The 21089-nt window shown below is 38.9% G+C and carries 12 protein-coding genes; 4 read left to right on the forward strand and 8 right to left on the reverse strand.

Features of this window, described 5'->3' with window-relative positions; translation table 11 throughout:
* Window positions 1–23: 23 nt before the first annotated feature.
* The 5 genes from QUE86_RS13845 to QUE86_RS13865 all read right to left on the reverse strand — a co-directional run bounded on the left by QUE86_RS13845 (window position 24) and on the right by QUE86_RS13865 (window position 6175).
* Window positions 24–917 (reverse strand): histone deacetylase family protein, encoded by an 894-nt coding sequence (locus QUE86_RS13845; protein WP_205987945.1) that lies wholly within the window; start codon window positions 915–917, stop codon window positions 24–26.
* Window positions 914–1522 (reverse strand): primosomal replication protein, encoded by a 609-nt coding sequence (locus QUE86_RS13850; RefSeq protein ID WP_286257884.1) that lies wholly within the window; start codon window positions 1520–1522, stop codon window positions 914–916. The genes QUE86_RS13845 and QUE86_RS13850 overlap by 4 nt, the downstream gene beginning before the upstream one ends.
* A complete protein-coding gene (locus tag QUE86_RS13855) occupies window positions 1523–2299 on the reverse strand; it encodes a TSUP family transporter (protein ID WP_130051836.1) in 777 nt (258 codons plus the stop codon). It lies immediately after the preceding gene.
* A complete protein-coding gene (gene dinG / locus QUE86_RS13860; RefSeq protein WP_286257887.1) occupies window positions 2299–4374 on the reverse strand; it encodes an ATP-dependent DNA helicase DinG in 2076 nt (691 codons plus the stop codon). Before dinG ends, QUE86_RS13855 begins: the two co-directional genes overlap by 1 nt.
* A gap of 85 nt (window positions 4375–4459) precedes the next feature.
* Window positions 4460–6175 carry a tetratricopeptide repeat-containing sulfotransferase family protein gene (locus tag QUE86_RS13865; protein ID WP_286257888.1) on the reverse strand — a complete coding sequence of 572 codons (1716 nt, stop codon included), beginning with the start codon at window positions 6173–6175 and terminating at the stop codon, window positions 4460–4462.
* A 68-nt stretch (window positions 6176–6243) separates the two neighbouring features.
* On the opposite strand from QUE86_RS13865, the gene QUE86_RS13870 reads away from it, so the two are divergent.
* The 3 genes from QUE86_RS13870 to QUE86_RS13880 all read left to right on the forward strand — a co-directional run bounded on the left by QUE86_RS13870 (window position 6244) and on the right by QUE86_RS13880 (window position 13429).
* Window positions 6244–8592, forward strand: a complete 2349-nt coding sequence (locus tag QUE86_RS13870; protein ID WP_286257890.1) for a DNA polymerase II — start codon at window positions 6244–6246, stop codon at window positions 8590–8592.
* 255 nt (window positions 8593–8847) lie between these two features.
* Window positions 8848–11706, forward strand: coding sequence for a TonB-dependent receptor domain-containing protein (locus QUE86_RS13875; RefSeq protein ID WP_286257892.1), 2859 nt, complete (start codon window positions 8848–8850; stop codon window positions 11704–11706).
* Window positions 11707–11782: 76 nt separating this feature from the next.
* Complete coding sequence (locus QUE86_RS13880; protein WP_167658861.1) at window positions 11783–13429, forward strand: tetratricopeptide repeat-containing sulfotransferase family protein; 1647 nt, start codon at window positions 11783–11785, stop codon at window positions 13427–13429.
* Window positions 13430–13475: 46 nt separating this feature from the next.
* On the opposite strand, the gene QUE86_RS13885 is transcribed toward QUE86_RS13880, so the two are convergent.
* From QUE86_RS13885 to QUE86_RS13895, 3 genes are all read right to left on the reverse strand, one after another.
* Window positions 13476–15266 (reverse strand): putative 2OG-Fe(II) oxygenase, encoded by a 1791-nt coding sequence (locus tag QUE86_RS13885; RefSeq protein ID WP_286257893.1) that lies wholly within the window; start codon window positions 15264–15266, stop codon window positions 13476–13478.
* 155 nt (window positions 15267–15421) lie between these two features.
* The gene (locus QUE86_RS13890) at window positions 15422–16465 is read right to left on the reverse strand and encodes a DUF547 domain-containing protein (protein WP_286257894.1); all 1044 of its coding nucleotides are present in this window, start codon (window positions 16463–16465) and stop codon (window positions 15422–15424) included.
* 62 nt (window positions 16466–16527) lie between these two features.
* Entirely contained in the window at window positions 16528–17703 is a 1176-nt protein-coding gene (locus tag QUE86_RS13895; RefSeq protein ID WP_130051828.1) for a DUF547 domain-containing protein, read from the reverse strand.
* A gap of 639 nt (window positions 17704–18342) precedes the next feature.
* Here QUE86_RS13895 and QUE86_RS13900 point away from each other — a divergent pair.
* Entirely contained in the window at window positions 18343–21006 is a 2664-nt protein-coding gene (locus QUE86_RS13900; RefSeq protein WP_167658864.1) for a TonB-dependent receptor, read from the forward strand.
* Window positions 21007–21089 lie beyond the last annotated feature (83 nt).

Here is a 21089-nt window from a genome sequence, read left to right on the forward strand (position 1 = left end):
TCACTTTAAGTGTATACCAAGCTTTAAAATAAATCGACAGCAGCCCTAAAAAGCTGACCATGAACATCAACCAAACGGCTTACATTTCGCTGATAGCCACCGCCCATGACTGCAAAGACAGGGATTTTTGCTTCTTTCGCTTGGTTTAATACAAAATAATCACGTTGATACACTCCCTCCATACTGACTTGAAAGTGTCCTAATTCGTCATTCGTTGCAATGTCTGCGCCGGCGTTGTACAAAATGATATCTGGCTGGTGGAGTCTCATCGTTAAGGCTAATGCTTGTTTCACTGTTTCCAAGTATTCAGTATCTTTTGTGCCATGCTCTAGGGAAAAGTCGTAGTTTGATTGCTGTTTAATTCGCGGGAAGTTTTGTTGACAATGAATTGAGCAGCTAATGATCTGAGGGTGCGCTTGTGTCACTTCAGCGGTACCGTCACCTTGGTGAACGTCGCAGTCAAAGATTAACACGGTGTCGGCTTGATCTGTATTAATTAAATGCGCAGCTGCTATCGCTAAGTCATTGAAAATACAAAAGCCACTGCCATAGCCTGTAAATGCATGGTGATAACCACCACTTAGGTTAAAAGCTGCACCATGTTGCAAGGCATACTCTGCGCCATGAATACTCGCCCCTACAGAATAAAGTGTTCGTTCAACTAATTCATGTGACCAAGGGAAGCCCATTTTTTTTATCTCTTTTGTATCAAGGCTGCCAGTTAAAAAAGCATCGACATAATCTTGGTCATGGCACAGAGCAAGCTGTGCTCGAGTGGCTTGTTGTGGGGTAATGAAATGCTGCTCATCAATAAAGCCGCTGATAAGTTGTTTCAACAAGCGATATTTATCAATCGGGAAGCGGTGACGCTCAGGTAAAGCTAACGCTGAATAACTTGGATGATAGTAAAACATTATCTGAGCTGCTGTTTTTCGACCTGTTGAATTTTGTCTTCAGTGGCTGAAATTGCCTTACGGCAACGGCCCAACCTTGCATGCAATGCAAGTATTTCTTTATTGATTTCGGCTGCTTGCTGCGTATTTGCAGCTTCGAGCTTAAGTTTTCGCTCTTCAATCATCAAAACTAAGCGGCGCTCAAACTCGTGATTTTGCTTTAGTTCATCATACAGTTCATGTGACGACTGCATGATTTTTTTTACTGCTTGTTTATAAACTTGTGGTTTTGTTTTTGGTTTAAAACTGTACTTATTTTCTTTAGCCCACACAGGGGTTGATTTGATCACATTGAATACAGCTTCTACCTGAAGGGCAATTCGTTCAAGAGCATATTGGTATGCGTGACGATGCTCAGCAGGTGGCAGGCTGTTAAGCTCATCTTCGATTTCTATGACATAATCTGCCAGCTTCATACTTTTTGTGCTAAATACTGCTTTATCAAATAAACTTGGTTGGGCTTGCATATAACGATTTTTCGCAAACAAATTACCCTTATCAAATTGTGTAGCTAATTGCTTTAGCCTTTCAATTTGTGAACGCAGTTTATCAAAAGCAGCCGATTGCATTTATAAATAAGCCTCATAGATTAACTTTAATGCTAAAACAATAACCACAGTGTTAAACACGGGGCGGATCATTTTACTGCCAAACTTAATTGCCGAATGCGCACCTAACCATGCACCTAGCATCAAGAAAAAGCCCATCGTGATACCAAGTATAAAGTTCACATGCCCTAACGCAACAAAGGTGATCAAAGAAATAAAATTTGAAACGAAGTTCATCGAGCGAGCAAGCCCACAGTTAAGTAACAAGCTCATTTTATATAATAGGCTATTTGAAGCAGTCCAAAACGTACCAGTCCCTGGGCCTGCTAAACCATCAAAAAAGCCTAGCCCAAGCCCTTGCAGCCACTGTTTAATTTTAGTTTTGCCATCAAGTTCTGGTAATTCGTTATGCTCGGTAGTACTCAAACTGCCAAATAAGCTGTAACAAGCTACTAGAATAATTACCACTGGCAATAATTTATTCAGAAATTCAATACTTAAGTAATCAACCACAAGGGTACCTATAAGCGCACCTATGGCTGTTGCTAGGATTGACGCGGCCCAAAATCGAGGGTTGAATAACTTTTTACGAAAATAGGTCACGCTGGCTGTTAATGAGCCAAAACTTGCTGCAAGTTTATTTGTGCCTAATGTGAGATGGGGAGGTAAGCCCGCAGTTAATAGCGCCGGCACAGTTAACATGCCGCCACCGCCTGCGATAGCATCAATAAAGCCAGCTGCCAGCGCCACTGCGCATAATAGTGCCCATGTTGTTGGGTCTAAAGCTAATTCAAACATTAATAATCAATTTGTCTTTTAAAGGGTGGCAAGGTATCGAGCATGGCTTTGCCATATCGCTTGGTCACTAATCGGCGATCAAGAATAGTAATACGACCCTGATCATTTTCTTTGCGAAGCAGTCTACCACAGCTTTGTACTAATTTCTTTGCAGCATCAGGAACGGTTATCGAAAGAAACGGGTTGCCACCTTTACTTTGTACAAACTCAGCCTGCGCTTCTTCTATTGGGGAGGTCGGCACCGCAAATGGAATCTTTGTTATAACTAAGTTTTCTAAGTATTTACCCGGTAAATCAAGACCCTCTGACAGGCTTTGAGTGCCAAATAAATAACTAGCACGGCCTAAATCTACATTCGCTTTATGCTTTTTCAAAAGTGCCTCACGCGACATTTCACCTTGCACTAATACATTAATCCCTTTGCTTCTCAACGCTTTGACGACATGGTCCATTTGCCAATAAGAGGCAAATAACACTAAATTAGCTTTTTTATCGTTAAGGAATTTAGGTAACTGTTCAGCTAAGTGGTCGCTAAAGGCTTTCTCTGTAGGCTCAATATGACTTGCAGGAATATGCAGCGTGGCTTGTTTTGGATAATCAAACGGAGAAGGAACTTTAATGTATTTGACACCTTCTTCTTTGGCAAGGCCACATTCATATGCAAAGTGATCAAATGAGCCAAGTGCCGTTAATGTCGCTGAACACAGAACAGCACCTGCACATTGGTTCCATAATTTATCTTTTAAGTAATAGCCAACTTCAATAGGGCAATCACTGAGTAAATGATCGTGATGGTTCTTATACTCTAGGCGTTTTATCCACCTGGCATGGGGAATACCTTCACCTTTTGTAGCGTAACTAAACCATAGCTTGTTTAATAACTCTAGGCGATTAATGTACTGGCCACTTTCAGCCAATATTGGATCGGCCACATAAGGTTTAATATCGCCATCACTCACGTCTTGCACTAGGGTGTCGTGCATCTTGTTAAGTGCTCTTAGTGCATCAAGGGTGGCATCGCTAATATCTTTTGCTTTAGCATGCAAAGCCGCTGGAATCTCACCATGCTCAAAGCGATAGGTATCATCACTATTGTAGTTAAAGTCGGCATTATCAAGAATGTCACGGACTACTTTTAGGTTTTTGCCCGCATCATTGATGCTGTCACTGAGTTTAAAATTTTGCCCAATCGCTTTTTGACCCACCAGTACATTCGCCATTTTCCCTGCGAATTTAACAAGCTTGTCGAGCCAGTCGATGGTGCCTTTGATTGTTGCCGCAGCAGATGAGAAGTCTCGAGTGATGTGCGCTAAGTGATGGGCTTCATCAATAACATAAATAGTATCGTCAGGTTCAGGTAGAATCTTACCACCACCCAAATCAAGATCAGCTAGTAACAAAGAATGGTTGATCACTAGCACATCCATTTGCATAAGACGCTGACGCGCCATATGGAAAGGGCAGAGCTGATGAGCGCGCATTTGTCGTTGGCATGAGTGTTTATCACAGGCAATTAAATTCCAAACTTTATCCGGAATAGTATCAGCCCAACTATCGCGATCGCCTTGCCATTGTTTGTTTGAATAAGCATCATAAAGTTGCTTTAAGCACTTGGTTTCCATATCTGAAAGTGGTGATGACAGGGTAGGCATAAACTCCATTTGCGTTTGGCTGTCGCCATTAACTGCAGCACTAAGTTTTTGTGCACAGATATAACGCTGACGACCTTTAACTAAATCAAATTTAATATCTAACCCAGAGTGCTCTTTAAAAAACGGCAGTTCTTTACTTATTAACTGTTCTTGTAGGGCAACAGTTGCCGTCGAAATCACTAATTTCTTTTTTTTGGCCATCGCCAATGGTAATGCACCTAAACAATAAGCGAGTGACTTACCGGTCCCTGTGCCAGCTTCAATGACACAGATACGTTGACTTTTGTGATACTCACCGGCAAGGGTTTTTGCTATCTCGGCAACTAAATAGTTTTGACTGCTTCTAGGGCGGTAGTCAGTAAGGTTATCAGCAACATGCTTATGAATTTGCCGAATTGTTTTTTTTAAAGAGTCAGATAGCATGCCCAGAAAACCTAAAGTATGTATATAATTACAGTAATGAATTTTAGAGATTTAACTGGGCAACTACAAGCGACTTGTTCGATTATTATTTTATTAGCTTTAATAGAGGTTCAAGATGAACCTGATAATTAGACCATTCTGTTAATGCATCTTTGTAAATGGGTTGCCTTACTTGTTCTGAGCTTGGTGTCATAATTGGGCGTTTGTGATTATAAAAACTCATGCAGCTTTCATGCATTTCTAAATCGCAGTAAGTTAGTAACTCACTCACGGTGTTGGAAAAATCATTAACAAGATTTTGATAGTCGACTTTAAATATTTCGTCAGGATATAAGCAATGCCAGTGCGACATTAAATCAGTGTAATCATTTATATATTCTGCAAGAGATGTAAAGTCGTAGCTATAGGCGTGACCCTCAGAGAAAGAGTGTTTGTATAAACTCCACGCAGTTGCGGCTTTATCTCTCGTTACTTCGAGTATCTTCGCATTTGGGAAGAGCGTTTTAATTAACGCGATATGATGAAAGTTCACTGGTTGCTTATCGATAAATATATTGTTTTTTCCACGTAAAGGAGCAATAAATTTTAGGTATCTATCAGCGTAGTGTGCTTTATCTTTATCAGTTAGCTTATCAAGGCCATAAGGAACATCTGAGAGTTTTTTACTTTCTAACTCTCGAGCGATTGCATTTATTTCTGTGAGCTCGTAACTTGCATCAACATCAGGGTGACTTGCTAAAATTTGCTCAACTAAGGTAGAGCCACTTCGCGGTAAGCTGACGATAAAAATCAGCTGTAGCGATTCATTAGATGTAAGATTATTAATAGATCTTTGAGTTAAATATTTTTTACAACGAAAAGTAAAGTTGCTTGGCTTGTATGGTGTTAGTGCTTTTTGAATTTTGTTTGCTTTTTCTAATGTCTTAAATGAGAGTTCGTAGTTGTGGCATTGTTCATAGGCTTTGGCGAGAGCAAAGTAAAGTTGAGCACTGTTGAGGTTTTGAACAGCAGATTGTGTTTGTTCTACTAAACTGTCTATATCCCTTTTATTAAATGTATATGTTTTTAAATTAGCTAAATTCCAATAGGCCTCACCTAGTCTGTTATCTAGTTGGAGTGCTTGTTTATAGTGCGTTATAGCAAGTTCAGTATCACCTTTGATTTTTTCTATGTTACCAAGTCGAAGGTGGCAATGGGCTGCGTAATAGTTTGCATCGAGTAACTTGTTATAGATGGCCTTTGCTTTATCAAATTGCATCATTTTTACATGAGCGATAGCAATTAAACTCTCAATAAATAAAGTAGGAGAGGGGATCGATGTGCGATAAAATGTGAGTAACTCTTCAAATTGCTTGGTATTGAGTAAGGCTTGGCAGTAGTTTTCTAGGACTGCTTGTTTTTGCGAGTTGTTCTCGAGGTTATGTTTTGATATGTCAAAGTACGCTTTGCTATCTCCCACCTTTAGTGCGATATCAGCCAGCGTTTGAAGTGCTCTATACTCATTAGGCACGAGTTGTAGTAGTTGCTTAGTGATTTGCTCAGCTTGGCGAGGGTTATGGTTATTTAACTGTTGTTTAGCCGTTTCTAATTGTTTGTTAAACCAAAAAATCATCTCATATTGTTTTAAAGCACTTTGCTGTTGTTCGTGCTCTTGCAGCATTTTGTGAGTTTCAGCGAGTAATGCCCAGCCATCATGATATTCAGGGTGTTGTTTGAGTATGTCTAGCAACAAAGCTTTAGCCTTATGTGGTTCAGTAGCAACGAGTGTTTTTGCGCTTTTAATTGCATTAATTGGGCTCATAATTGGCTCTTATAATTTTTTATAGTTAGGGTGTACTATACCTCTACCGTGATAGATATTTGAAGTAAATGGTTACAGATACAGGTTTTATACTTTCAAAAGAGGCCTTCGATAGCTCAACAGGAGTTACTTTTGTGTTTTGGTTGTGGTGTAAACACGGCCCATTAAAAGTGCTCGTTGAACAACAAGAAGTGGTGTTTTTCATCCCTGACAATCAGGTGTCTGCTGCAGAAAGGCTTTTGCAAAGTCAAAACATTTATGTTCGTTTTGCAGATGCAAAATTAAAAAACTTTCAAAATCAATCGGTGATCTGTTGTTATTTTAATTCATTAAAAGACTATTACCGTGCCATCAAAATTTTAAAAAGTTCACAAATAGTGACGTTTGAAGATGATGTCAGGCCAATTGACAGATTTTTGATGGAACGTTTTATAAAAGGCTCTGTATGGGTTAAAGGTGAAATTCATACACGAAGCGATTTTAGACTGCTAAAGAAAGCAAAATTAAAACCAAACAATGAATTTAAACCTAATTTTAAGCTCGTTTCTATTGATATAGAGTGTAATGGTGATGGCGTACTATTTTCTATTGGCTTAGTCGGAGACGGCATAGACAAAGTGTTAATGATAGGGCGTCCAGAATCTACTGCCGAATTAGATTATCAAATTAACTGGTGTGAAGATGAAATTGACCTGCTATCTCAGTTTGAGACTGAAATTCAGCGAATTGACCCAGATGTACTAATTGGCTGGAACGTTATTGAATTTGACTTTAGTGTACTTCATGCAAGAGCTGAGGCGCTAGGTATTTCACTAAAGCTTGGGCGTAATAAAGAAAAAATGCGTTTGCGTGAGGGAAACTTTACCCGCATTACAATACCTGGTCGCGTTGTGGTTGATGGTATTGATACCTTAAAAAATGCCACTTATCATTACGACAGTTTTAGCCTTGCCAATGTAGCAAGCATTGAACTTGGCGAAGAAAAGCTGATTAGCACTGATAATCGCCTTGAAGAGATTATTCGTCAGTTTAATGAAGAGAAGCTTTCGCTTGCTAACTACAACAGACAAGATTGTATATTGGTACTACGCATCTTTGAGAAGCTTAAACTGCTCGACTTTGCGGTTGTAAGAAGCCAGCTCACAGGCCTCGAATTAGAGAGAATGGGCGGTTCAGTTGCTGCCTTTACTAATCTCTATTTACCACTGTTACATAGAAGTGGCTATGTTGCCCCGAATTTAGGAGATCACGGGCTAAGCTTTGACAGCCCAGGTGGTTATGTTATGTCATCGCAGCCAGGCTTGTATCAGAATATACTTGTGCTTGATTACAAAAGCTTATATCCATCGATCATGAGGACCTTTTGTATAGATCCTCTTGGGCTTATAGAGGGATTAAAAAAGCCGGATAATGCAATCGAAGGATTTAACCAAGCACAGTTTTCACGCACTGAACACCACCTGCCTGAACTGATCCGTGAACTTGCAGCGACAAGGCAAATAGCCAAAGACAAAGATCAGCCTATGCTCTCACAGGCGATTAAAATCATTATGAATAGTTTATATGGTGTACTTGGTTCAAAAGGTTGTCGCTTTTATGATCCTCGATTGTCTAGCTCTATCACTTTACGTGGTCATGAAATTATGCAAACCACCAAGCAGTGGATAGAAGAGTGGGGCTACGAAGTCATTTATGGTGATACAGATTCGACCTTTGTAAGGCTTGATGATGATCTAAATTCGCATGACTGTAATGAAATCGGTACGAAACTGGCAAAAAAAATTAACAAATGTTGGCAAATTAAATTATTACAAGATTATAAAATAGACAGTTTCTTGGAAATTGAGTTCGAAACCCACTATAGCCCATTTTTTATGCCTACAATTAGAGGCAAAACAACAGGTTCTAAAAAGCGCTATGTAGGAAAAGTTGGAAAAAATGGTGCTTCAAAATTAGTCTTTAAAGGCATGGAAACTGTGAGAAGTGATTGGACAGAGCTTGCTCATAAGTTTCAGACAGAATTATTTGAAATTTTATTTTCAGAAAATTACGGTCCACAATTAATAGTGCAAGCCTTTGATAGATATGTTAAAAAACTCTATGCAGGTGAGTTTGATTCAAGCCTTATCTATCGTAAGCGTTTAGGTCAGCATTTAACTGATTATCAAAAAAACATCCCTCCCCATGTAAAAGCTGCGAAACAGCATTTAGCTGACAATCCCCATCTGGTGTTTCAGCGTGGTCAAATAATTGAATACGTTTACACCGCTAGTGGTGCAGAGTACTACATAGGTAAGCATAATTATGATTATAGCATTTATGTTAATAAACAATTGTTACCAATAGCTGAAATGATTGTTGTTGATTTGGGTACTATAGTTTCATCTCTAAGTGACCGTCAAATACAGCTTTTTTAAAAAAATTAACATTTTTTTGATTCTTTATTGCGATGAATGATCGAGTGGGCAGGTTTAAATACTTATTTGGGTGTTTTTTGTTCACAAAAACAGAAAAAGTAAACTTTTTGCTACTTCATTAAAAAATTGTAAATAAAGAGCTGGATATTTTGTTTTATTTGTTTATTATTTGTTTGTCGCAGTCCTGATGCGATACAAATAATAAACAAGCTTATGCTAAATATAGCCACAATATAGTGGTCCAGGGAGAATCAAATGTTAAATAATAAAGTTTCAAAAGCAGTTCGCTTAGCGCTTGCTTTTGGTACAGCTTCAACAGCTGCGTTTTCTGTAAACTCTTATGCTGCCGAAGAAGAAGCAGTAGAAAAAGTTGAACGTATTGAAGTTACAGGTTCACGTATCAAACGTACTGATATTGAAACTGCAAGCCCAGTACAAGTTACAACAGCTGAAGATATCGAAGTTGCTGGTTTTACTCGTGTTGAAGACATGATGAACAGCTTGCCTCAACTTGAAGCTTCAAGTACTGCATTCCAATCAAATGGTGCTTCTGGTACTGCTACTCTTGATTTACGTGGTATGGGCTCACAACGTACCTTAGTACTTATCAATGGTCGTCGTATGCAAGCAGGTGGTATCTATAGCCAATCTGCAGATATCAACCAAATCCCAGCAGCACTTATCAAACGTGTTGATGTTATGACTGGTGGTGGTTCATCAACTTATGGTGCTGACGCAGTAGCGGGTGTTGTAAACTTCGTAATGGACGATCAATTCGAAGGTTTCGAAGTAAACTTAGGCTCAACAGCTTATCAACATGATAACGATAACGAGTACATCCAAGGTTTAATGGATGAAAAAGGTTTTGAATACGAAAGCGGTAATACAGGTTTTGATGGTTCATCGTTTGATTTCTCTGCTACGCTAGGTGGCTCATTCGATAGCGGTAAAGGTCATGCTGTAGGTTATTTTACTTACAACAAACAAAACGAATTACGTCAAGGTTCACGTGATTACTCATCTTGTGCATTATCTTCTACAGGTACTGCATGTGGTGGTTCTGGTAACGCAGTTGTTCCTAACTTCTATATCGCTGGTGTTACAGATGCTGGTGGCTTCAATTGGGATGATTACGATTACTGGACACTAGGTACTGATAGCAGCTTCATTCCTTCAAGCGGCAACCTATATAACTATGCGCCAGTTAACCACTTTATGCGTCCAGATGAACGTCATACACTTGGTTTATTTGCTAACTATGAAGTAAATGATAACTTCCACCCGTTCATTGAAGCTATGTTCATGCGTGACCGTACTTCTGCACAAATCGCAGAATCTGGTACGTTCTTCAACGAAAATTATGTAATGGATTATGATAGCCCATTACTAACTGATGCACAGCGTCAAAACCTAACTGACCGTTTCGGTTTAACTTCAGGTGACCAATTTGCAACTTACATCGGTAAACGTAACGTTGAAGGTGGTCCTCGTGTTAACCAACTTGAGCATAGCTCATTCCGTTTAGTATTAGGTAGTAAAGGTGAAATTAGTGACCTTTGGTCATATGAAGCGTTCATGCAATATGGTTCAACTTCTTCATCTTCTGCATACGAAAATGACTTCTTCGGTCCACGTATCAGTACAGCTCTTTCTGCAAATGGTGAAGATTGTGCGGCAACTTCAGGTTGTATTCCTTATGAAGTATTTACTTACCAAGGTGTTTCAGCTGAAGCGGCTGGTGCACTAACAGGTACTGCGATCCTTAACGGTGTAACAGAACAGTTTATCGTAAGTGGTTTCGTAACAGGTGAATTTGAATTTGGTCTACCTTCTTCTGATTACCCAATTGCAGCAGTATTTGGTGCTGAGTACCGCGAAGAGACATTCGGCCGTACAGCGGATGAAGTTTACGCGCAAGGTCTACTACTTGGTCAAGGTGGTCCAACTAAGAGCCTTAACGGTGAGTACGATGTAACAGAATTCTTCGGTGAGTTAAGCTTACCAATCGTTGAAGGCATCACTGGTGTTGAAAGCCTATTAATCGACTTAGGCTATCGTTGGTCTGATTACAGCACTTCAGGTTCAGAGCCTACTTATAAAGTAGCAATGAACTGGGATGTAACTGAAAATTGGAAAATCCGTTCAAGCTACAACCGTGCAGTACGTTCAGCAAACAATGGTGAATTATTTGCTCAACAAAGCCGTGGCTTATGGGGTGGTGTAGATCCATGTGCGACTGCAACTCCAGAACTTAGCCAATCAGCTTGTGCAAACACAGGTGTTTCAGCTTCTCAGTATGGTAGCATCGGTAAGAGCCCTGCGGATCAGTACAACGGTTTCTTCGGTGGTAACCCAGAACTTCGTCCTGAAATTGCAGACACAATCACCCTAGGTGTTGTTGGTAACCCATTTGAAGATTTCAACTTCTCAATCGACTACTGGGATATCGACCTTGAAGACGCAATCGGTGCAATTGACCCTGAGTTAATCGTTCGTCAATGTGGTCTAACAGGCGATGCACAGTTCTGTGATAAGATTGAACGTACACCTGGTAGCGGTAGCTTATGGGTTGGTTCTGGTCAAGTTGTTGCAACTAACACTAACTTAGGTAACATTCACTTTGAAGGTATCGATTTAAGTGCTAACTACGACATGGAAATTGGCGGTGGTACACTTTCGACTAGCCTAATCGGTACTTACATGATGACTAAAGAATATGAAGATATTCCAGGTGTAAGTGAACCGTATGATTGTGTTGATACACTAGACAATGGCTGTTTCCCACAACCAGAATGGCGTCATGTTCTTAGCGCAAGCTACGACACTGGCAGCTGGTGGAAAGCGACAGCTAAATGGCGCTTCTTTAGTGGCGTGAACGATTACACTGGTTCTGACACATTAGTTCAAGACGGTATCGGTTCACAAAGCTACCTTGACCTTAAGGGTTCATTCACAATCAATGATTACACTCGTGTTCTTGTTGGTGTGAATAACGTATTAGATAGAGAGCCACCATTAGTAGGCGGTACATTATCTACAAATGGTAACGCAGTAGCTGGTTACTACGACACACTTGGTCGTTACTTCCACGCAAGCGTTTCATTAAAATTCTAATTTGAATTAATTAATGTATGATAAAGCGAGCTTCGGCTCGCTTTTTTTATGGGGAAGCTTTTTTTATGGGGAAACAATGACATCAGAACAACACACGTTTACCCAAGCTGTTGCTTTACTTCAGCAAGGTAAAGTTAGCCAGGGGATAGAATTATTAAAACCGTTAACACATAACAGTGAGTTTGCTGAAAAAGCGTTACAGATTCTCTTTAAAGTTGCTATGCAGCAACAAGACACTGAAACAGCCATTTCTTATTGCCAGCAACTAGTATCAATTGCTCCTACAAAGTTTGATTACGTACTGACCCTAGTACAATTAAGTTTAAGTTGTGGTGAGCTAGAAATTGCAAAAAACGCGCTATTACCTTTATATGAGACAAACCCGCAGCAAGCTGATATTTGTTTTCAGCTAGGTAAAATAGAAAGAAAGCTTGATAACGCAGATGCAGCATTAACTTATCTAGATCAAGCGAGGGTTTTGTCTGAGCAGTTTAAAGTACCTGCTTTAATCGAAATCTCTTTTGTCCATAATGATCAACTACATCAGCCAGATTCAGCAATAAAGTATTTAGAACAGGCAATTAGTGCTGATAGTAATAATCTGCAAGCCCACTTTGCATTGGCAAATATTTATGAACAACTCGGTGATAAAGACAAGGCTAAGAAGGGATTTCAACAGGTTTTAAAAATAGATGCATTTAATGCGATGGCTCAAGCAAGATTGGCCGATATTGAAACCTTCACTGAACGCGATGCAATTGACTATGAACGAGCAAGCTTAGCCATATTACAGCGGGAATCAGATGATATAGCGTGTGCTGATATTTATTATGCACTTGGTAAAGTATTTAATGATTGCAAAAATTATCAGCAAGCTTGGCATTATTATGTAAAAGCTAATCATTACAATAAAAAGTATTTACCAGCCTATGATCGCCAATCTGTTGAGAAGATTACTGACTACACCTTAGCTCGTAATATTGTTCTGCAAGAAGCGAATAGCTCAATAACACCAATTATAATTTGCGGTATGTTTCGTTCTGGCTCAACACTAATTGAACAAATCATCAGCTCTAACGAGCAAATAGCGGCAGGTGGTGAAATTGCCTATTTACATTCATCGTTATTCAATTTAATTGGCGATGAAAAGGCTCTTGCTAATAAGGCTAAAGAGCCTGAATTTATTGATGGTTATAAAGAACAATTAACCTTAAGAGCTGAAGGTGCGCTTTATGTAACAGATAAACGCCCTGAAAATTACCTTTACTTAGACATTATCAAGCAGCTATATCCAAAAGCTAAGATTATCTGGACAGAGCGAGATATTAAAGACAATAGCTTATCAGCTTTTTTCCAGCATTTAGGTCCAAGTTTAAATTATGCTGTATCGCTAAACGATACATTGCATCATTACGAGCAGCAACAACGAATTAAGTCACATTGGCAGTCGCGTTTTGGCGATGATATTTTTACTCTGAATTACGACCAGCTCGTTTGCTCACCTGAGCAAGTGTTAGAACAGTTGTTTAGTTTTTTAGGGCTAGAATACTCTGATGAAGCCCAGCGGTTTCATAATAAATCTGGCACTGTAAGTACAGCGAGTGTCTGGCAGGTTAGAAAACCACTTTATAAGTCTTCGTCAGGTCGTTTTGTAAATTATCTAAAGCATATACAGGCTGATGAGAAATCCTATTTAGATGCAAAAGCGCTTTTAAATAGATAACAGCTAATTAGAGGAAAAGACCATCAGTTTGATGGTCTTTTTTTCACTATTTTAAGGGCATGATATCGCAAGGAATTGTTAGCCTAGGACTCTTACTTTTGAGTTGGTAAGTGCCATGCCAAATATAGCTAGGGAAAATAATAATATGACCTTCTTCTGGGCATATTTCACGAGCAATAGATTCTCGATCACCTAAGTTAAGACTTGTTTCCCCCAGTTTTAACCAACCATTTTTAGTCGGATCATCTTTACTCATTTCATCAGGAATAGAAATATAGCTCGGAGCCGATAACCAACCTTGTGGGTGAATATGGTTAGCATGAAAACCACCTTGTTCTAGTTTGACAGACCAACTACCTTTGGCAACAAAGCGTTGATGGTTACGTGCCAATAGAGGATGGTTAACATCTTCTGGCAGCTGCTGCAGATATTGGTTTATGCATGTCGTCATTGATGACTTAAATAAATCAATGAGTTGATTAGAGCGGTGCAACAGGTGACCCTGCGTTTGACTGCCACTGCGCACACTTTGATCTAATGGTTGTAGTTTATTGGTGTGTAGGCCAATCATTAGCTCTTGCAGTTGTTTATTGAAATCGCCATACGTTTTAAAACCATGCGGGGCAGGAAGCTCCATTACCTTAACGAATTTATCAAGGTTAGTTAACCAATGATATTTATCATTATTTGATAGTCGCCAAGCAATACTTAAATATGCCCAAAGCTCTTGGTTATTAGGATTAAATTTTACTGCGGTTTCTAAATGAGAGATCGCTGAGCTGTAATCGCCTTGTTGTATGTAAAAGTTTGCTAAATCAATACAGTAACGAGCATTTTGTGGGGCTGCTTTGACTAGTTGCTGAAGGAGTGAAAATGCTTTTTCTGCTTCTCCTGTTTTATCAAGAAGAATACTATGGGCATGAAGTAAATCTAAGTTCTGCGGATGGCTTTGTGTTGCTTTACTACTTATAAGTAACGCTTCTTCTAACTTGTCTAATTGCAGCAATTGACCAATTTGAGAATGGATTAAAACAGGGTTAGCATCATAGTTTTTAAAAGTATGGGCATATGAACTCATCAACTGGTTTTGTGAGTGTTCCCAGTAGAGCTTATTAAGACTTTCATGTGCAGGTACATAGTTAGGAGCAAGCTCTAAGCATGCCTTGAGGTGAGCTTGTGCATGTTCATATTGTTGTAAATCATAATGTGTACAACCAACTATATAATGTAATTCAGCACTTGGTTGCTGTTTTAAAAGCATTTTCAAAAGCTCCAATGCTTTGTCAAATTTACCCAAATTACGATAATTACACGCTTCTTTATAAACGAAATGAAATTGCCCCTTTAATTGGGCTGGTAATTTTGTTTGAAAATAGTCTTCGATACGTTGTAAATCACCCAATCGCTCGAAAAGCTCTAGAGCGAGCCAGTGATATCGAACTAATGAAGTTTGCGAAGGGGATGTTTCGTTAATAAACAGCTCAGCCTTCAGTAATTCGTCTTGGTTAATTAGACTTTCGATATAATTAAGTCGTGGCTTTTCGAGTGACAAAGAAGCTGTGTTGTATTCACAAAACTGAATACACTCTGCATACTTTTTTTGTTTACAAAGTAGATTGGTGTAGTTGTCTAAAAGGCCAACATGATTACTAAATTGGCTAAGGCCTTTTAAATAACACTGCTCTGCTTCAATAGTTTTGTTTACAGCTGATAAACATAAGCTATTCAATGTATACCAATCAGCGGTTTTATTTGTATGTAAAGAAAGGAGTTGTAATGCCTGCACATATTGTTGTTGATTGAATGCGTGCAAAGCTCTTTGCAATGTATTATTCACTCGTACACCCTGTTTTTGCTTTATGTTAACAGGGCGTACAGTAAAGTAAAATATTACTCTTGATTTACATCAAGGTCTTTGATTTCTACTGTACCTTTAATGCGTTCTCTTTGTTTATAAAGCTTGCGAATTTTCTTCCAAACTTGTGGTGGGTATCAACCAAATTGAGCTAGCCGCTTCGTTAAGGGATCGGTGATATAGCTTCCGTCTGCTGCACGATATCCATATGTTATTCCACCTATACCTTCTAACGGAGCCCTGTTAATAGCTGAAGAGGCTCCATAGGCTCTATGCGTGCGATATAAATCCACGATATGCCAATCATCTATTGTAAGCTTAAACCCTTTAGATGACTCTACAGCATCTTTTAAAGAGCCATTAGTATAGTGTTCAATATGAGACTTTAAATCTTGTTCAAAGTCGTCAAACAAGGCTTCTGTTTGCTGGTAGTAGACGGATAGGTAAAGCCTATCTTTCCCTTTAATTTGCATACCTCGGTTAGAATTAACAAATTCCTCACCATTGTCTGCTAGTTGGTAATACACTTTGCTTCCTACATAGGCTTCTGGGCGAAGATTTGGGCTGCCGATATTCCCTTGATGAAAGCCGTACATTACAATCGGTTTACTTTTGCCAAACTTTTTAAAGACAATGTTGTGTTGTATGTCATTTAAAGACAGGCTATGTCCCATAACAGTAATAAATTCCTCATCAAGTAATGAATTATCACCAAATAATAAATCTTCAGTACTGAAGATAGGGTAGTGCTCAATGAGTTTCTCTAATAATGCTGTGGTATATAAATTTAGCCAATAAGCGAGTTGCTCAGATAGGACGAGCTCATTAAGAGGGATTTGTTCAGGAACTTGTTCAAGGCTCAGACGTATTTTTCTAAAACCAGTTTTCAGGTTTGCCTTTACAACTTCTTCATAATAAAAACGGTTTGCTTCTAAAGCAGTATCGTTATTTTTATGTGCTCGGGTGCGTGTCCCAATGCTTGATTGGCCTTTTCGAAAACCTCGGTCTGAGCGGCCTAAGTCAATAACAGTGATTTTAAGCAACTGATCTAAATCACCATAAGATATTGTTAAATCATTATCTAAGCCGAAATCGGCAAATTCTTCTGGTAGAGTGTCTAGTTTTGCTGACGAGTATGCAGTAAAGAAAATTGTGGTAATTAATAAGAGTGGTTTAAGCATAGCGAACTCCCTGTTCAGAAAAAGCCACCCATCACATTCTTTTGACGAGTGGCTATCTTATTTTAATTCTTTGAATCAAGATCCTTAATCTCAACAGAGCCACTGTTGTCTTGGCGCTTTAAATTAAGTTTTTTGATTTTTTCTAACATTTCAGGAGAAAAACGACCAAAATCCATGGTGCGCATCATAATTGAATCAGTAATGTGACTAACGTTTACCGCCCCAATACCAGCGCCACTACCTTCAGGGCCGATAGGTACTGCAGAGTTGCTTACAACAGCATTTAGCATTGCCGCAGGGTTAGTTGATGCAGAACCGCCATAGTCACGGTCGGTGCCATATAAATCAGTGATACTCCAATCTTCAATATCAATTTTGAAGCGCTTGGCGTATTTAACATCGCTTTTCATTTGACCTTCAGCGTAGTCTTCTAAGTGCTCACGTAAGTCATTTTCGAAATCTGAAAATAAAGACTCAGCTTGTTCATAATACTTAGACACATAAAGGCGGTTTTTACGCTTAATTTGCATGCCTCGATTTGAGTTTACAAACTCTTCACCATTTTCAACAAGTTGATGGTAAACCTTGCTACCTTTATACGCTTCATCTCGAAGGTTTGGGCTACCAATGTTACCTTGATAAAAGCCATACATAACAATTGGCTTCTTTTTACCGAATTTTTCAAAAACAATTTTATGTTGAATATCATTGAGTGAAAGTTTGTAACCGGCAACGGTTAAAAACTCATCTTCTAAAATTGAGTCATCACCAAAAAGAAGATCTTCCGTATCACGAACAGGGTAGTGTTCAATTAACTTTTCAACCATCGCTGTATTATATAGGTTAAGCCAATATGCCAATTGTTCATCAAGGCTTAAATCGTTTAATGACACTTCACTCGGTACCTTTTCTAGGCTAAGCCTAATTTTGTGAAATCCATCTTTTATGTCTGATTTAACAACCCCTTCGAAGAAAAAACGATTGGCTTCAAGCGCAGTATCATTATTTTTGTGGGATTTCATGCGTGTGCCAATAGAGGATTGAGATTTACGAGAACTTCGATCTGATTTCCCCATATCTATTACGGTCATTTCAAGTAGCTTATCGAGATCCTCGTACGAGACTTTAATGTCACGATTGAGACTAAAGTCAGAAAACTCTTCTGGGAGTTCATTTATTTTTGCATACGAAGAAAGTGAGCAAAAAGTAAATGTAATTAGTAATAATTGTTTAATCATGGTTTTTCCTTGTTGTTTTAACAATCTAACTATTGCTGATTGTTACATTTTTTTCAAGTGAACATGTACCGAATATATAACTGGATCCAATGTTTACCCTAGTAAATAAGGAGGTGTTGTAAATTGTTGGTTAAGTTGTCTTCCTGTTTGAGGTTAATAGAATGTTCATTCTATTAACTTTTGCATTTTTAAGTCTTGATTTTATCATTACCCTTTAATTTGACCTGTTTAATTGTGAATTAACCGTAATTGCTGGGTGTTTATTTTTTTATTTTTATTTTTTACCAGATAAAAAATCTAAAACAACAAAGCTTCAACTATTGCTTTTTTGCAATTAATTGGCCGGCTTTGTGCTTGTACCTATATTAATGCCAAAAATGTGGATTTTTAAATTCTTTTATAACTTGTTGTAAACACTGTCATACTCTTTGTAATTCAAGGGATTTAAAGGTGTTAATGTTGTTTTTTTAATTTGGGTGTTCTTATATTTATTGTTAAAAGTTGAACTTTTGCGTTACTGAAGTGTTGACCTTTGAGAGTCGCGAGTATTATTATCATGGCTCAAAATGACTGTGTAATATGCATTTATTTTGAATAACTATAAATATTCCATGAATAACATGGACCAGGGAGAATCAAATGTTAAATAATAAAGTTTCAAAAGCTGTTCGCTTAGCGGTTGCTTTTGGTGCAGCTTCTACTGCTGCATTTTCTGCAAGCTCATTTGCAGCAGACGAAGAAAACGCAGAAAAAGTTGAACGTATTCAAGTTACAGGTTCACGCATCAAACAAGTAGACCTTGAAAACAGCTCTCCAGTAACTGTTTTATCAGCTGCAGAAATTAGCCTTTCAGGTGAGCCTACAGTTGCTGACGTTTTAAATAACCTTGCTTCTAACTCTTTCGGTTCTTGGAAGGGTGTATCTGGTTACGGCGCAGGTGGTGCAGCATCTTCTAACATCAACTTACGTGGCCTGGGTTCTGATGCGACACTTGTATTATTAGACGGTCGTCGTATGCCTGGTACAAGTTCATCTTCAGGTTCATCAGCAGATACTTCAATTATCCCAATGGCAGTTGTTGAGCGTGTTGAAATCCTTCGTGATGGCGCATCAGCTGTTTATGGTTCATCTGCAGTTGCTGGTGTAATCAATATCATCACTAAGAAAGATTTTGATGGCGTTAGCGTTAAATACGATTACGAGGTACCTAAAGTAGAAGGTGGCGAAAGCAAAACTTTCTCAATTACTTCAGGTTATACATCTGAAAAAGGTAATATCATTTTCACGTATGAGAACTCACGTGACAACGCAATCTTCGACAAAGAAATTTGGGCGATGGACGATCCTACGTACGGTGCGTACAGTGGTTATAGCCATGTACCAAACTATCGAATTGGTGGTGCAGGTAGCTACATCTCAAACCCAGAGTTATGTGATCAAACAGCTGACGTAGTGAATGCTATGGATGAAAATGGCGTTGGCGGTTGTTTATATAACTACGGTAACGTTACAAAATTCTACCCAGACGTAGAAAATAACTCATTCTTAACAAACTTTAACTATGAACTAACTGATAACATCCGTTTTGTTGGCCGTGCAATGGCAAGTTTCAACGAAACAAATTCACGTTATGCTGGTACTCCAGTATCTACGGGTGCTGTATGGATGGACGCTGACAACCAGTATAACCCAGAAGGCGAAGACATCCGTCTTTACATGCGCTCTGTACCAATTGGTAACCGTGACACTAAAACAGAAGTTGTTACAACTGATATCGTATTAGGTCTTGAAGGTTTCACTGATATTGGCAATGGCCTTGATTGGGAAATCAACTACCAAAATAGCATTTCTAAAACAAACGTTTTCGGTAGTAACCTAGTTAACGACGTAATGTTACAAAACGCGATTGATTCTGGTGAGTACGATATTCTTAATACTACTGGTATGAGCTACGATGAGTGGAACACTCAATTAACTGATTTATACCAATATGCAGCGCACACTGGTACTTATGAAGGTCGTTACGAAAGTCAACAAATTGATGGTTTAGTGTCTACTACTTTTGTTGATAACGGTGACTTCGTTATTGCTGGTGTTGTTGGTGCTGAATTTGAAGAAATTGATTTCACTCAAGTATCTGATCCTGAATCTGCAAATGGTTTCATCTCTGGTGGTTCAGGCGGTGATGACGTGTATGCAACTCGTGACCGTACTGCTGCTTACATGGAAATCCAAGCAAGCTTACCATACGAAATTGATGTAACAGTTGCTGGTCGTTATGAGAAATACGAACAGTCTGGTATGACAAACCTTGGTGAAAAGAGCACTACATTCGATAAAGTTGTTCCAAAAGTAGGTGTTACTTGGCGTCCAACTGAAACATTATTAATCCGTGGTTCTTGGGGTGAGTCTTTCCGTGCTCCTAACATGGGCGAAATGTTCCAGTCTTATGCATTAAGTTTCCCAACTGTTCGTGATACAGCATGGTGTGATGCTAACCCAGGTCAAGCACTAGAAGGTTACTGTTCTGACGCTGGTGAGCAAGTAGCGACATGGTTCGGTGGTAATGCAAACCTTACTGAAGAAACAGGTGATTCTACGACTCTTGGTTTCGTATGGGATATCGTTGATGGTTTAGCAGTAGAATTAACTTACTACGATATCAGCTACGAGAACCGTATTGATGACGTAAGCACTACTGAGCTTCTACGTATTGAACAAGAAGAGGGTGGTTTAGGTTCTACGCCAGATGCTATCGACCGTGCTAATGGTAATGGTCAAATTGATTACATCTACACAGGTTATATCAATAAAGCATCACTACAAACGTCTGGTATCGACTTCTCAACTCGTTACAAGCATGAAACTAGCTTCGGTGACTTCGGTGTTATGCTAAACGTTTCTAAAGTTATGGAATTTGAAGAGAAAGCTGACAAAGATGCAGAACCATTTGATTATGCAGGTCTTCAAGATTACCCAGATTGGAAAGCTGATTTAGGTGTTAGCTACTCTTATGAAGACTACAGTGCGTCTTGGACTATGTTCTACGTAGGTGCACAAGAGTCTGGTAATGAAGAGTGGGGTGTTGATTACCTTGCTGATGTACCTTCATACTTCAAGCATAATGCTCAGTTCACATACACTGCACCAACAAATACTAAAATTTCTGTAGGTGTTAACAACGTATTTGATAAGAAAGCTCCTTCTTGGTATGACGGCTTCCGTGACTACCGTGATTCAAGCTGGTCATTATACGATCAAACAGGTCGTTCAATGTACCTTCGTTTAGAACAAAAATTCTAAACTTTGAAAACAAATTAGTATAAGCAATAAAACCCCGCGACATCGCGGGGTTTTTTTTGTCTAATTCTCGTTTCTCAATACTT

The organism is Pseudoalteromonas apostichopi (genome assembly GCF_030297135.1).
GTDB classification, from domain to species: Bacteria; Pseudomonadota; Gammaproteobacteria; order Enterobacterales; family Alteromonadaceae; genus Pseudoalteromonas; species Pseudoalteromonas apostichopi.